The sequence below is a fragment of the Stenotrophomonas sp. 78350_Sma genome (assembly GCF_056482105.1).
The window spans coordinates 1,033,380-1,048,986 of sequence record NZ_CM151182.1 but is presented as its reverse complement, the minus strand read 5'-3'; the positions used below and the strand labels follow the sequence as shown (position 1 = coordinate 1,048,986).

Below are 15,607 nucleotides of genomic sequence, written 5' to 3'. Positions count from 1 at the left end.
TCTTACTCGTCAAAAGAACGGATGGAATCGGAAACAACCCGGGCGCCGTGCTGTTGGATCAGCACCTGCACTTCCGGGTCATCCATGAAAACGGCCTCTGCTTCCTGCTGCCGCTCGCCACGCTGGCGGTCGGCGCGCTGGTGCAGGGTCTCGGCCGGAACGTGTTCGGTTTCCACGGTCTCGACCACGATCTTCGGCGCCTGGCCAAGGGCCTTCTCCAGCATCTCGCCCAGGGCGGCCAGCGCGCGCTCCGAGCGCAGGTATTCAAATCCGGGCGAAAGGCCCAGTTTCAAGGTCCCGTGCTGGCAACTGATGAAGGCAGCGTTGGCCGCCAGCTGACGCGACGGGCCGCTCAGGCCGCTGTTGGCGACCAGATCCAGCCAGTCCTCGGCCGTGGCCAGCTCGCTGACACCTTCCTGCGGCGCGGTATCACGCGCCGGGACCGGCGCGGCCGGCGCGATGGCGATGCCTTCAGTGCGGAACGGGCGCTCGGGCGGCGCAGGCTCGCTGGGAGCCGCGACGGAAGCCGGCGACTCATGCCAGGGCGCCACCATGGCGGCGTCCGGCCCAGCCATCTCGGCCGCCAGTGCCTCGTCACGCGCCTCGGCTTCATCGGTCGCCCACGGCGGCAGGTCGTCGCTCGCTTCTGCTTCAGCGGCCGGCGGCGGCGTCTCTGCTTCGGCCTTTACCGGCGGCGGCGACACGGGCTCTTCCACCGGAACCGGCTCGGGTTCCGGCGTTGGGTCAGGTTCGGGCTGCGGGGCCGGCTCAGGCTCGGGGTCAGGTTCCCGCGGCGCAGCCACCTGCGTCGCCGGGGCCGGGCCCGCCGGAGCGGCGGCAGCGGCCGGCGTCGCTTCGTGGGTACCCGCGCCGCTGCCTCCACCGGCAACGTTGCCGCCTGCGGCGCCTTCAACCGACTTCGGCACCGGCGGTACCGCAGCAGCCGGACGGAACGCCAGCATGCGCAGCACGGCCATTTCAAAGCCCGCACGCGGGCTCGGTGCCAGTGGCAGATCGCGACGGCCATTCAAGGCCATCTGGTACCAGAGCTGCACCACTTCCGGGCGCAGGCGCTCGGCAAACGCGGTGGCATCCAGGCCTTCGGCAACGGCCGCACCCGGTACCAGCTGCTGCACCTGGATGCGGTGCAGACCTTCGGCCAGCGCCTCCAGCACACCACTCCAGTCCGGTGAGAACTCGGCCAGGGCAGCCACCACCTGCAGCAGGCGCGGGCCATCGCCCTCGGCCAGCGCATCGAGCATCGCCGCCACCTGGGTGCGGTCGACGGTGCCCAGCATCGTGCGCACCACGTCCTCGCGCAGTGCACCACCAGCGTAGGCGATCGCCTGGTCCAGCAGCGACAGGCCGTCACGCAGGCTGCCATCGGCGGCCTTGGCCAGCTGCACGATGGCGCTGCCGTCAGCCTCGATCTCTTCTGCTGCCAGGATGCGGGTCATCTGGCCCTGGATCTGATCCTCATCCAGTCGCTTGAGGTTGAACTGCAGGCAGCGGCTGAGCACGGTGACCGGCAGCTTCTGCGGGTCGGTGGTGGCCAGCAGGAACTTCACGTGCTCCGGCGGCTCTTCCAGCGTCTTCAGCAGCGCGTTGAACGCCGCCTTGGACAGCATGTGCACTTCGTCGATCAGGTAGACCTTGTACTTGCCACGCGAGGGCATGTACTGCGCGTTCTCGATCACCTCGCGCACGTCGTCCACGCCGGTGTTGGACGCGGCGTCGATTTCCAGCAGATCGATGTAGCGGCCGGCGTCGATGTCCAGGCAGGCCGCGCACTGGCCGCACGGGTCGGCGCTGGTGCCCTGCTCGCAGTTGAGCGACTTGGCGAAGATGCGCGCAATGGTGGTCTTGCCCACGCCGCGGGTACCGGTGAACAGGAACGCATGGTGGACCCGGCCGCTGTCCAGCGCGTTGCTGAGCGCACGGACCACGTGTTCCTGGCCCACCAGCTCGGCAAAACGCTTCGGACGCCACTTGCGGGCAAGGACGAGATAGGACATCAGGCCACCGTTTTCCATCGGATGTTCCATTGTGCCATGCCTGTCCAGCCCCCTCGCCCCCGGCACGCCCTTCGCAGGTTCCTGGCCGGGGTGCTTGTGAAGTGTCGCGCAGCCCGCTAGAATCTGCGCCCCTGCTGAGGCGTTTGCCGATGGCAGGGATCCGGAGAGGTGTCCGAGTGGTTGAAGGAGCACGCCTGGAAAGTGTGTAAGCGTCTAAACCGCGCTTCGGGGGTTCGAATCCCCCTCTCTCCGCCAGATAACTGAAAAAGGCTGCCCCTTGGGGCGGCCTTTTTCAGTTATCTGGCTGGGGACGCGAAGTGCGCTGCGCGCGCTTCGCCCCAAACGTTGCTGCGCAACCTTTGGGCCCCTCCCTTTGCCTGCCTCTCCCCGCCCCTGTCGGGGCCGCCCCTCAACAGAGGGGCTTGTTCCTCCAGATACGCGATATGCACGGACAGACCACCCCAGGCGGGTCCCGGTGCGCAGCGCACGCCGGTATCCGGTGCATGGATGCACCCGATGGATGCACCCGACAATCCCCCTCTTCGGCGCTCTCGGGGACAGATCAGTAGATCCACGCCATGCGTGGATGCTTCCGGTCGCCTTCCGCACGCTCTGCCCCCCAAACAAAACTGAACGAATCCTGAAAATTCGCTATCGTAGGCGCCTTCAACCGACGCCTGGCCCATTGCCCATGAGCTCGACCGACAGCGCGCACGCCGCCTGCGAGAACTGCGACACCGTCCTGCATGGCCACTACTGCCATCGCTGCGGGCAATCGGCGCACAACCCGCTCAAGCATGTGGGCCACGCCATCGAGGAAGTGTTCGAATCCTTCTGGCACCTGGACGGGCGCATCTTCCGCACGCTGCGCGATCTCTGGGTTCCCGGCCGCATCGCACTGAACTACCTCAAGGGGCGTCGCGTGGGATACGTACAGCCCCTGCGGCTGTTCGTCATCCTCACCCTGTTTACGTTCTTCATCGGCAAGCTGTTCGTGCATGTCGACGACATCCACATGGGCGGCAGCAGCGGTTCGGCGTACACCAGGGCCACAACCGTCGAGCAGGTCGAAGCCACGCGCGTGGAACAGCTCGCGACGATCGATCGCCAGCAGGCCAACTCACCCGCCACCGGCAACGCCGGCTTCGCCATGGCCAGGGCTGCAGTGAATGCCGCAGCCGCGCAGCGCAAAGCCGAGCTCACCGGTGCCGGCAAGGAGGCCGCCACGACGGAGCACGGCACCTTCTTCAACCACACCGTCAACGGCAAGCCCTGGGATGCGGACACCAATCCCGTCGTGGTTGCCGGCTGGCCGACGTTCGCCAACAACTGGCTCAACAAGCGCCTGCACAATGGCAACACCAACATCCAGCGCATGGGCGGCAAGACCGATCTGTACATGCAGGCGATCCTGACTGCATTGCCCGGTGCCCTGTTCTTCCTGATGCCGGTGTTCGCGCTGGTGCTGCGTATCGCCTACATCCCGCGGCCGATGGGCTATCTGGAACACCTGGTGGTGGCGCTGTACAGCCACTGCTGGCTGATGATGGTGCTGTTGGCAACCTTCCTCCTCGCGGGCGTCAGCAGCGCGCTCGCATCCCCCGCATTCGGCGCCGTCAGCCAATGGCTGTATGCACTGCTGTGGCTGGCGGTCCCGGTCTACCTGCTGTGGATGCAGCAGCGCGTCTACGGCGGCAACAAGGTGCTGACCGTGCTGCGCTACCTGGCCATCGGCGGCGTCTACCTGTTTCTGGTCAGCTTCGTGGTGATGTATGCGGTGCTGGCGGGAATCTCGGCCTGAACGAAGCACGCACGGCATCCGGCCCATGAATCCACGCATGGCGTGGATCTACTGACGATCGTCTATCGTGGACCCATGACACTCCGCCTCTACCACCACACGGATGCCAGCGCCTGCCTGTCGATCTTCGACAGCAACGTACCCACCTACTTCGCACCCGAAGAGCGCAGCGATTTCGAACGCTTCCTGCATGAGCAGGCCACGGACTGCGCGTTCCAGGTCATCGAGCGCGATGGCAGCATCATTGCCTGCGGCGGGCTCTCGCGCCGCGGCGATGGCAGTGCCGGCTTCTGCTGGGGCATGGTCGAGCGCGCGCTGCACCGGCAGGGAATCGGCCGTGAACTGGCGGTGGCACGACTGCAGCAGGCCGAACGTGATGCCTCGATTGCACGCATCACGCTCAGCACCAGCCAGCACACCCGGGGCTTCTACGCTGGCCTGGGCTTCCAGGTGACACGGGTGGTGCCGGATGGCCACGGCCCCGGCATCGACGCCGTGGAGATGGAGCGGAGGATGTAACCCTCCGCCCCGACCCGGATCCACGCAGCGCGCGGATCCATTGCGGCCCTGCTCCCCTCAGAAGCCCACGCGCAGGTTGATCTGCCCGCCGACATCGCGGCGACCATCGCCGTGCTGGCCCTGCACGAACATCGACAGCTGGCTGTTGCGGCCGAGCCCAACTGCCACGCCGACCTGGCTGACCAGCGCGTTACGCGCCATCACCGTGCTGTAGACATCGAACGCGTTGCCACCCACGGCGAAGCGGTTGCGGCTGGCCACATCGGTATCACCCGACGCGTGCTGCCAGCCCAGGCCAACCGTCAGCTGCGCCGGGAAGCGCTCGCCGCTGCCCACGTCCCAGCGTCCACGCACGCCCACGGTGCTGACATTGAGCGTGTCCTTGCCGCCTTCCAGCTCCAGTGCAGCAGTGCCGCCCTGCTCCACTGCGCGATCGCTGTCGACCCAGTGCTTGGTGAACTGCACATACGGCTGCAGTTGGGTCTTGCCATGGGTCCAGGTCCAGCTGCCCTCCACCTGCGCGATGGTCACATCCGAGTCCTGGCGGCTGTACAGGGTCTGGCCCAGCAGCGGCACCTCACGCGTGGTACGCGTGCGGTAGTCACCGCGCGATACGCTGCCACCGACCGCGAAGCCGTTGTTCCACTGGCCCTGCGCATACAGGCCGAACGTATTGCCGCGCAGGCGGGCCCGCGAGCTGCGATCGTACAGGCGCGTATCCAGCCGCTCGTTGCCTGCGGCCGCACCCAGCACCACGTGCTCGCCCAGCTGCCAGTCCACGCCCGCCATCAGCGCATTGCGGTTGGAGCGGATGTCATCGCCGTTGCCGTCACCGTCCTGGCGGAACACCTTGCCACTACCGGCCAGCCAGGCCGAGGCACGCTCACCACGCACGGTCGGCAACTCACTGCCCAGGCGCTGGCGGATGCCCTCCTCCAGGTAGTTGTCGTACAGCAGCACCGCACGGCTGGCCGCATGTACTTCACCGGACAGCTGGTCGAACGCCGCGCGCGCGGTACCCGCGTCATACATCAGCAGCGTGTTGTACAGGCCCAGTGCCGAACCACTCTGCGGCAGGCTGTCCAGCGCTGCAGCGGTGTTGTACTGGTTGCGCGTCTTCGCCGCCGTGGTGAATGCCGCGGTCTGCGCCACATCGATCTGCAGGTTGGCCGTGTTCGCGGTATAGACCGGGGTGATGGTCAGGAAGGCCGACGGCGTGGTTGCCGAGGCGAACTGCCCGCTGACGCCACCACCCGCGTTGATCACGGTGTACTGCTGGCCCTGCTGGTAGCTGGTGCTCGGCGAAATGGTGTTCACCTGCACGATGCTGCCACCTACGCTGGCACTTCCCCCCACCTGCACCGTGTCGCTGCCTGTAGCACCCAGATCGATGCCCAGCGTGCTGCCCGGCGACAGGGTCAGGTTGCCCCCCACCGTGATCGTGCCGGTGCCATTGCCCGCACCGCTGCCGTTGCCCGGGCCATTGCCCGGCGACAGCACGCCCCCGGTGGATACCGTCACGCCACCGCCAGTGCCACCGATGGTGCCGGTGCCGGACAGCGTGGTGCCGCTACCGATGGTCCACTGGCCGCCGATGTTGCCGGTGACATTCAGGCCGCCGCCGGTGACCTGGCCGGTACCGCTGAAGCCACCGCTGTTGCCGCCCAGGTTCAGGCCTCCCGGACCGGCCTGCACGATGCTGCCGCCACCGCTGATGGTGCCGCCCAGCGTGGTGGTGCCGCCGGTGTTGATGACCAGGCCACCGTTGTTGGTGATGTTGCCGGTGACCGAACCGCTGGCCCCGCCGTTGCCGACCTGCACCGTGCCACCCGCATTGATGGTGGTGCCGCCGGTGTAGGTGTTGTTGCCGGTCAGGGTGACCGTTCCGGTGCCGGCCTGGGTCAGGCCACCGCTGCCGCTGATGGTGCCACCGACGGTGGTGTTGCCACCTACGTTGAACACCAGGCTGCCATTGTTGCTGACGTTGCCGGCAATCGATCCGCTCGCGCCGCCGTTGCCAACCTGCAGCGTGCCGCCGGTGTTGATGGTGGTGCCGCCGGTATAGGTGTTGTTGCCGCCCAGGATCAACGTGCCGCTGCCGGCCTGGGTCAGGCCACCGCTGCCGCTGATGGCGCCGCCGACGGTGGTGTTGCCACCCACGTTGAACACCAGGCTGCCGTTGTTGGTGACGTTGCCGCCGATCGCGCCGGTCGCACCGCCGTTGCCCACCTGCAGCGTGCCGCCTGCGTTGATCGTGGTCGGCCCGGTGTAGGTGTTGTTGGCGGTCACGGTCAGTGTGCCGCTGCCGGCCTGGGTCAGGCCGCCGCTGCCGCTGATGGTGCCCCCCAGCGTGGTGTTGCCCGCCACGTTCGACACCAGCGTGCCGTTGTTGGTGATGTCGCCGACGATCGAGCCGGTCGCACCGCCATTGCCCAGCTGCAGCGTACCGCCGGCGTTGATGGTGGTACCGCCGGTGTAGGTGTTGGTGCCGGTCAGCACCAGCGACCCACTGCCCGCCTGGGTCAGGCCACCCGTACCGCTGATGGTGCCACCCAGCGCAGTATTGCCGGCCACGTTGGAAATCAACGCACCATTGTTGGTGATGTCGCCGGCGATGGCGCCGGTTGCCCCGCCGTTGCCGACCTGCAGCGTGCCGCCGGCATTGATGGTGGTGCCGCCGGTGTAGCTGTTGTTGCCTACCAGGGTCAGCACGCCGGCGCCGGCCTGGGTCAGGCCACCACTGCCGCTGATCGCACCGCCGACCGTGGTGTTGCCGCCGACGTTGAACACCAGGCTGCCGTTGTTGGCGACATTGCCGGTGATGGCACCGGTCGCACCGCCATTGCCCACCTGCAGCGTGCCGCCGGTATTGATGGTGGTGCCGCCGGTATAGGTGTTGTTGCCGGTCAGGGTCAGCGTACCGTTGCCGGCCTGGGTCAGGCCACCAGCGCCGCTGATGGTGCCGCCCAGCGTGGTGTTGCCGGCAACGTTGGACACCAGCGCACCGTTGTTGGTGATGTCACCGACAATCGCACCGGTCGCACCGCCGTTGCCGACCTGCAGCGTGCCACCGGCATTGATGGTGGTACCGCCGGTGTAGGCGTTGTTGCCGGTCAGCACCAGCGTGCCACTGCCGGCCTGGGTCAGGCCGCCGCTGCCGCTGACCACAGCACCCACGGTTGCCGTGGTGCCGAGGTTGTAGACCAGGCTGCCGTTGTTGGTGATGTCACCCAGCACCGAGCCGGTGCTGCCGCCGTTGCCGATCTGCAGCGTGCTGCCGCCATTGATGGTGGTGCCGCCGGTATAGACGTTGTCGCCGCTCAGGGTCAGCGTGCCGGTGCCGCTCTGCACCAGGCCGCCGGTGCCACTGAGCACGCCGCCGAAGGTGGTGCTGCCGTTGTTGCCGCCGGTGGTCAGGGTTGCACCACCCAGCACCACGCTGGAGCCGGTTACGCCAGCCAGGCCACCGATGCTCTGGCTGCCACCGGCACTGATGTCCAACGTGCCAGCGCCGGCCAGGTTCACCGTGCTGGCACCGGACAGGCTGCCACCGGCCGCCACCGCCAGCGTGCCGCTGTTGATGGTGGTGGCACCGGTATAGGTGCTGGCACCGCCCAGGGTGACCGTCGCTGCGCCATCCTTGAGCAGGCCGCCAGCGCCGCTGATCGGGCCGTTCAAGGTCAGCGTGTTGCCGCCGGCCAGGGTCAGCGTGCCGCTGGCCAGCTGCACGGTGTTGGCCAGGGTCAACGCGCTGGTGCCGTCCAGGCTGGCGTTGCCGCCCACGGTCAGCGTGCCGGTTCCCAGCGCACCGTTGTCGCCCAGCACCAGGCCACCGGCATTGAGTGCCACGCCGCCGCTGAAGGTATTGCTGCCGCTCAGGGTCTGCACGCCAGCGCCGTTCTTCACCAGGCCACCGGTGCCGGTGATGTCACCAGCGAACGTAGTGTTGCCCACGCCATTGAGTGTCAGCGTGCTGCCACCCAGCGCCACGGTGCTGCCGGCCACGCCTGCCAGCGAGCCGATGGCCTGCGGGCCGCCCGCGCTGATGTCAAAGGCGGTACCGGCGTTGGCCAGATTCACCGCACCCGTGGCAGCCAGGCTGCCACCGGCGCCGATCGCCAGCGTGCCAGCGTTGATGGTGGTGCCACCGGTGAAGGTATTGGTGCCGGTCAACGTCTGGGTGCCCGAACCTTCCTTGACCAGGCCACCGGTGCCCGCCACCGAACCACTGAAGGTGCCATTGGTGGCGTCTCCGATCGTCAGCGTGTTGGCGCCCAGATTCACCGTACCGTTGCCGATCAGGGTACCGAACTGCTGCGTGCCGCTGCCCGCCGACAGATCGAACGTCGCACCCGAGGCCAGGTTGACGATGCCACTGGCGTGCAGGCTCGCGCCAGCACCCAGTGCCAACGTACCGGCGTTGATGTTGGTGCCACCGGTATAGGTGTTGGTGCCGTTCAGGGTCAGCGTCGCCGCACCCTCCTTGGTCAGGCTGCCGGTACCAATCAGGTTGCCGTTGAGGGTCAGATTGTTGCTGCCGAGGACGGTCAACGCGTTGTTGAGGATGAAGTTGTTGGCCAGCGTCACCGCGGTGTTCGAATCGAGCGTAGCCGCGCCACCGACCGTCACCGCACCGGTGCCCAGCGCAGCGTTGTTGCCGACCACCAGGCCACCGGCGTTGAGCGCCACGCCACCGCTGAAGGTGCTGGCCCCAGTGAGCGTCTGCACGCCCGCGCCGTTCTTGATCAGCCCACCATTGCCGCTGATCGCACCGTTGAAGGTGCTGTCCACGGTGCCGCCCAGGGTCAGCGTGCTGCCGCCCAGCGCCACCGTGCTGCCGGCCACGCCGGCCAGCGAACCGATGGCCTGGTTGCCCGCCGAGATGTCGAGCGTGCCGGTACCGGCCAGGTTCACCGTGCCGGTTGCGGCGAGGCTGCCACCGGCACCGATCGCCAGCGTGCCGCTGTTGATGGTGGTACCCCCGGTGTAGGTGTTGGCACCGCTCAGGGTTACCGTGGCCGCACCGTCCTTGATCAACCCACCTGTACCCGAGATCACACCGCCCAGCGCCAGCGCCTGGCTGCCGAGCAGATCAAGATTGGCACCCGCTGCCAGGCTGATGTTGTTGGCCAGGCTGGCAGCGGTCGATGCATCCAGTGTTGCGTTGCTTCCGACCGTCAACGCACCGCTGCCGAGCGCAGCGTTGTTGCCGACCACCAGGCCACCGCCGTTGAGTGCAACGCCACCACTGAACAGATTGGCACCGCCCAGCGTGAGGATGCCGGCGCCATTCTTGACCAGGCCACCCGTGCCGGAAATCGCGCCATCGAAGAGGCTGTTGCCAACACCACCGAGTGTCAGCGTCTGTGCCCCCAGGCTCACCGTCGAGCCGGCCACGCCGTTCAACGAGCCGATGGTCTGGTTGGCCCCTGCGGTGGAGATATCGAAGCCGGTGCCTGCTGCACTCAGCGTCACCGCGCCGGTGGCTGCCAGGCTGCCGCCCGGACCAATCGCCAGCGTACCTGCATTGATGAAGGTGCCGCCGGTGTAGGTGTTGGCACCGGTCAGCGTCTCGATGCCCGTACCAACCTTGGTCAGGCCACCCGTGCCTGCGATCGAGCCACTGAAGGTGCCATTGGTGGCGCCGCCCACTTCGATCGAGTTGGCACCAAGGTTCACCGTACCGTTGCCGACCAGGGTGCCGAACACCTGCGTGCCGCTGCCGGCAGACAGATCCAGCGTGGCACCGGTAGCGAGGTTCACCGTGCCGCTCGCCGCCAGGCTGGCGCCGGCCCCCAGCGCCAGCGTGCCGGCGTTGATGTTGGTGCCACCGGTGTAGGTGTTGATGCCGTTCAGGGTCAGCGTTGCGCCGCCATTCTTGGTCAGGCTGCCGGCCCCGGAAAGAACACCGTTGAGTGTCAGCGCGTTGCTGCCGAGCACGGTCAGCCCGGCGTTGAGCGCGATGTTGTTGGCCAGCGTTGCCAGGCCGGTGGTATCCAGCGTGGCGGCACCGCCGACGGTCAAGGTACCCGTGCCCAGCGCCGCGTCATTGCCCAGCACCAGCCCGCCTGCGTTGAGCGTCACGCCGCCGCCAAAGGTGTTGGCGCCGGACAGCGTCTGTACGCCCGCGCCTACCTTGATCAGACCGCCGCCGCCACTGATCACGCCGTCGAACGCGGCGTTGCTGGCCGTACCGAAGGTCAATGAATTTCCGCCCAGCGCCAGCGTGCTGCCGCCCGCACCGTTGAGCGCACCGATGGTCTGGCTGCTGCCGGCACCGGAGATATCGAAGCCAGCGCCCGCGCCCAGCGTGACATCACCCGCTGCGGCGAGACTTCCACCCGTGCCCAGCGCCAGCGTGCCGGCGTTGATGGTGGTACCGCCGGTGTAGGTATTGGCACCGGACAGCGTCAGCGTGGTAGCGCCGTTCTTGACCAGGCTGCCGTTGCCACCGATCACACCCGCCAGCGTCAGCGCGTTGCTGCCAGGCAATGTCAGTGCAACGCCCGAGCCCAGCGTGATTGCATTGCCGAGCGTCACTGCCGCGCCTGCATCCAGCGCGGTACTGGCATTCACCGCCAGCGCGCCGGTACCTAGCGCACCATTCGCACCGACCACCAGGCCGCCACCATTCAAAGTCAGGCCGCCACCGAAGGTATTGGTGTTGTTGAGGGTCAGCAGGCCCGCACCATTCTTGATCAGGCTGCCGTTGCCGGCCACCACGCCACCAAGGGTGACATCGTTGCTGCCGCCCAGCGTCAGCTGCGTACCGGCACCAAAGTTCACCGCATTGGCCAGGTTCAGCGCCACGGTGCTGTCGAGCGTGGTGGTGCCGCCGATACCGAGCGCCCCCGTCCCCAGCGCGCTGGCGTTGCCGAGAATCAGGCCACCCGCATTGAGCGCAAGGCCACCACTGAAGGTGTTTGCACCGGACAGCGTCTGCACGCCCGTGCCGTTCTTGACCAGGCTACCGGTGCCACCGATCACGCCGGCAAAGCTGCCGTCGCTGGCACCGCCGAACGTGAGCGACTGCGCGCCCAGTGCAAGCTGGCTGCCCGCCACGCCGTTCAGCGCACCGATGGTCTGTGCCGCGCCGGCTGCGGAGATGTCCAGTGTCGCTCCCGCACCGGCAAGATTCACCGCACCGGCTGCGGCAAGGCTGCCACCTGCCCCCAACGCCAGTACACCGGCATTGACCGTGGTGCCTCCGGTAAAGAGATTGGCACCGGACAGAGTGAGTTGCGCCAAGCCATCCTTGATCAACCCGCCTGCACCGAATACCGGACCGGTGAGCGTCAGGTCATTGCTGCCCAGCACGGAAAGATTGGCACCGGCAGCGAGGCCGATGTTGTTGCTTACGGTGAGCGCCGATGCTGCATCCAGCGACGCGTTGCCGCCCACGTCCAGCTGGCCGGTACCCAGTGCCTGTGCATTGCCCAGCTGCAGTAGGCCCGCGTTGAGGCCAACACCCCCGCTGAAGGTATTGGGCCCGTTCAACGCCAGTGTCGCCGCACCGTTCTTGACCAGGCTGCCGGTGCCGGCAATGACACCGCCCAGTGCTACATTCTGGCCGCCCAGCAGGTTAAGCACTGCCCCTGCTCCAAGATTGACGCCGTTGGCCAGGCTCAGCGCCACCGAACTGTCCAGCGTGGTGTTGGCGCCCACCGACAATGCACCGGTGCCCAGCGCACCGGCATTGCCCAGCACCAGTCCGCCACCGTTGACGGTCAACCCACCGCCGAAGGTGTTGGCGCCATTGAGAGTCAAGGTGGTGGCACCGTTCTTCACCAGCCTGCCCGCACCGGAGAGCACCCCGCCCAACGTGATGGCCTGCGAGCCCGGCAACGACAGCGCGGCTCCCGCGCCCAGGGACACGTTGTTGGCCAGATTCAGCGCGGCGCCACCATCGAGCGAGACGTTGCCGCCGATGCCCAGCGTCCCCGTACCGAGTGCGCCGCTGTTGCCCAGCAGCAGGGCGCCAGCGTTTGCACTCAAGCCACCCGTGAAGGTGTTGGTGCCGTTCAAGGTCAGTGTCGACGCACCGTTCTTGACCAGGCTGCCAGTGCCGGTGATGTCGCCGCCCAGGGTCAGGTTCTGGCTGCCCGGCAGTGTCAGCGCTGCGCCGAGGTTGATCGCATTGCCCAGGTTCATCGCTGCGGTGGTGTCCAGCGAACCGTTGCCACTGATCGACAGTGCGCCGCTTCCCAGCGCACCGGCGTTGCCCAGCACCAGGCCACCGGCCGCAAGATTCACCCCACCGCTGAAGGTATTGGCGCCGGTCAGCGTCTGGATGCCGGTCCCTTGCTTGACCAGGCCGCCGGTACCACCGATCGCGCCCGCGAACGTCTGGTTGGTGGCATCACCAAAGGTGAGCGTGCTGCTGCCCAGCGAAAGCGTGCTGCCAGCCACACCGGACAACGCACCGATGGTCTGGTTGCCGCCGAGTGAGATATCCAGTTCGGCGCCGGCCCCGGCCAGGCTCACCGCCCCGGTTGCCGCCAGGCTGCCGCCACTGGCCAGCGCCACCTTGCCGGCATTCACGTTCAGGCCGCCGGTGAACGCGTTGGCCCCACCCAGCGTCAGCGTGGAGGCGCCGTTCTTGACCAGGCTGCCGGTACCACCGATCACGCCACCCAGCGTCAGCGCGTTGCCCCCCAGCACATTGAGCGAACCACCCAGTCCCAGGTTGATGCCGTTGCCCACGGTCAGTGCCGAGCTGGCATCAAGCGTCACTGCACCACCGACATTCAATGCGCCGGTTCCCAGCGCACCGCCGTTGCCAAGCACCAGTCCACCGGCGGTGAGCGACAGCCCTCCACCAAACGTGTTGGCGTTGTTGAGGGTCAGGGTGGCCGCACCGTTCTTGACCAGGCTGCCGGTACCACCGATGACGCCGTTGAAGGTCAACGCCTGGTTCCCGGACAGATTGAGGATGCTGCCCGCGCCCAGATTGACCGCGTTGGCGAGAGCAAGCGACCCGGTACCATCGAGGGACACGTTGCCGCCGACACTGAGCGCGCCGGTGCCCAGCGCGCCTGCATTGCCCAGCAGCAGGCCGCCGCCGTTGAGCGCGACGCCACCGGTGAAGGTACTGGCACCAGACAGGGTCTGGGTACCCGTACCGACCTTGACCAGCGCGCCACCGACACCGCCGATGACGCCGGAGAAGGTGGTGTTGGTGTTCAGGCCGCCCAACGTGAGGCTGCGCGCGCCGAGGTTGAGCGCACCGGATCCGGCAAGTGAGCCGATGGTCTGGCTGGCCGCAACCGAGAGATCGAGGTTGGTGCCTGCGCTCAGCGAAATCGCACTTGTAGGCGACAGGCTGCCACCGGCGCCCAAGGCCAGCGCACCACCGGTGACCGCGAAGGAGCCCGTGAGCAGGTTGGCACCATTCAAGGTGAGCGTGCCCGGACCGGCCTTGACCAGGTTGCCGGCGCCGGAGATCGATCCGTTGAGGCCAAGACTGTTGTTGCCGAGCAGGTTGAGCGTGCCGCCCCCGCTGACGATCAGGTTGTTGCTCAGGTTGAACGCGGCGGTGGTGTCCAGCGACGCCGTGCCACCCACGGTGAGGGTGCCGGAGCCGAGAGCACCCGCATTGCCCAGCAGCAGGCCACCGGCATTGAGATTGACGCCGCCGGAGAACAGGTTTGCGCCGCCCAGAGTGACGATGCCGGTGTTGTTGACGGTCAGCCCACCAGCGCCTGAAAGGACGCCCCCCAGGCCGAACGCATTGGTTCCGGACAGAGACAGATTGCCACCGAGGCTGAAAGCGTTGGCCAGGTTCAGGCCGGCCGTGGAGGAGGCGATGGCACCGCCGTTGGCGGTGAACAGCCCTGTACCGAAGGAACCGGCATCATTGAAATTGACCAGGCCGTCATTGAGCGTCGTCGCCCCGGCTCCCGTCCATGCGCCCTGCAGATTCCAGGTACCACTGTTGACGGTCAGCTTCCGGAAGTTGAGGTACTGGTTCCAACCCAGCGTTGTCACCGCTCCACCGGTGCCGGATCCCGTACCGGAAGCGCTGTTCTGCAGCACCAGTGTGTTGTTGGTGGCACCGCTGCCGGTACCGGCATCGACCGATCCCGCAGCCGCAACCTTCACCCCGGTGACACCGGTAATCACGCCGGCAATGGCGGTGCCGCCGCCTGCCACAACGCTGGAACCCGACACTGCGGTGAAGGTATTTCCGCCGGTTGAATCACCCAGGTGAACGCTGCCGCTGACCGCCCCCGCATTGAGGAACGCATTTCCGCCGGAAGCACCCAGGCCGACCCGCCCGTCGATGGTGCCTGTGTTGGTCACGTTGGCTGCCGCGCCACCATAGGTCACCACCGTGGTCGCGTCGGAAACGCTACCTACGCCGATCAACGACGTACTGATCAGGCCGGCATTGTTGATGGTGGTGATGCCGTTGACATTCTGTGCCACCAGTGCCTGGCCACCGAAACCCAGCAGCGTTGCGATGTTGACGACACCCTTGATCTGCCCGCCGGAATTGTTGTTGACGAGGATCGCGCTGTTGTTGGCCAGACCATTGCCGACCACCAGGCCGGGCGACGCGAGGATGATCGAGCTCGGATCGATCGTGCCGCTGTTGTTGACTGTCACGTTGTCGCCGGTCAGCGTTGCTGCGTTGCCGCCACCTACGATCGGTGGCGTACGCAGCAACGCACCCGAGGCGATGTTCAGCGTGAGGCCGTTGGTCGCATTGGAGTAGTTGTTGATGTTGGTGGTGCCGTCGCAGTCGACGGTGGTGGTGCCTGTGCACGCTGCGAATGCCGAACCGCTGGCCAGCGTGGCCGCCAGTGCGACCGCCAGCTGGTGCGCCCGCAATCGCGGCACCCGTGCCGTGCAGACCGCGCTTCCGCCGGGATTCTGGGCGACCTCCGATGCAACCTGCATTACGCCGAGGGCGCGATTGAAAACCAGACGGTAAATGCGGTTCATCGGTAAATCTCCATGAAAAGACCAGATGGCACTGCAGGCAGGTTTTTTTGAAGACAATGCGGCCCACCCCGGCTCCCGGCAGGGGAACAAGGCCTGGCTTCATTAACTTCTGAAAATCTTCACATCTTCACGCGGCCGCACCTGGAACAGGCAGGCCAACGTGTCCGTCAAGGCGAAAACTCCCCGGTTTCGCATGACGAATGGCGGCACTGTGCGACCGATGGCGCCAGCGGCATGTGAATCACGCTCGTTATTTTTATGACGTACGTCAAATAAAGCGGGCGGACAAAATGATTTTGCCGAAAATGCATATACCTGCAGAACG

4 protein-coding genes and 1 tRNA gene are annotated in these 15,607 nt (G+C 66.7%); 3 read left to right on the top strand and 2 right to left on the bottom strand.

Annotated features, from left to right (window positions below; all coding sequences use genetic code 11):
* Positions 1-2: 2 nt before the first annotated feature.
* Complete coding sequence (gene dnaX / locus ACZK4H_RS04740) at positions 3-2,033, bottom strand: DNA polymerase III subunit gamma/tau (protein WP_099553824.1); 2,031 nt, start codon at positions 2,031-2,033, stop codon at positions 3-5.
* 144 nt (positions 2,034-2,177) lie between these two features.
* On the opposite strand from dnaX, the gene ACZK4H_RS04735 reads away from it, so the two are divergent.
* The 3 genes from ACZK4H_RS04735 to ACZK4H_RS04725 all read left to right on the top strand — a co-directional run bounded on the left by ACZK4H_RS04735 (position 2,178) and on the right by ACZK4H_RS04725 (position 4,335).
* Positions 2,178-2,270: transfer RNA gene (locus tag ACZK4H_RS04735), tRNA-Ser, on the top strand.
* A gap of 436 nt (positions 2,271-2,706) precedes the next feature.
* On the top strand, positions 2,707-3,816 hold the full coding sequence (locus tag ACZK4H_RS04730; RefSeq protein ID WP_099553822.1) for a DUF3667 domain-containing protein: 1,110 nt from the start codon (positions 2,707-2,709) through the stop codon (positions 3,814-3,816).
* Positions 3,817-3,891: 75 nt separating this feature from the next.
* Complete coding sequence (locus ACZK4H_RS04725; protein WP_099553820.1) at positions 3,892-4,335, top strand: GNAT family N-acetyltransferase; 444 nt, start codon at positions 3,892-3,894, stop codon at positions 4,333-4,335.
* Positions 4,336-4,392: 57 nt separating this feature from the next.
* Here the strand turns inward: ACZK4H_RS04725 and ACZK4H_RS04720 are convergent, their stop codons facing one another.
* Positions 4,393-15,282: an autotransporter-associated beta strand repeat-containing protein gene (locus ACZK4H_RS04720; RefSeq protein ID WP_099553818.1), complete on the bottom strand. Its 10,890-nt coding sequence runs from the start codon at positions 15,280-15,282 to the stop codon at positions 4,393-4,395.
* Between the last annotated feature and the right edge of the window lie 325 nt (positions 15,283-15,607).

Excerpts from the sequence above, each read along its gene's own strand:
- dnaX (WP_099553824.1), bottom strand. The coding sequence starts at position 2,033 with ATGGAAAACGGTGGCCTGATGTCCTATCTCGTCCTTGCCCGCAAGTGG.
- ACZK4H_RS04730 (WP_099553822.1), top strand. The coding sequence starts at position 2,707 with ATGAGCTCGACCGACAGCGCGCACGCCGCCTGCGAGAACTGCGACACC.
- ACZK4H_RS04725 (WP_099553820.1), top strand. The coding sequence starts at position 3,892 with ATGACACTCCGCCTCTACCACCACACGGATGCCAGCGCCTGCCTGTCG.
- ACZK4H_RS04720 (WP_099553818.1), bottom strand. The coding sequence starts at position 15,282 with ATGAACCGCATTTACCGTCTGGTTTTCAATCGCGCCCTCGGCGTAATG.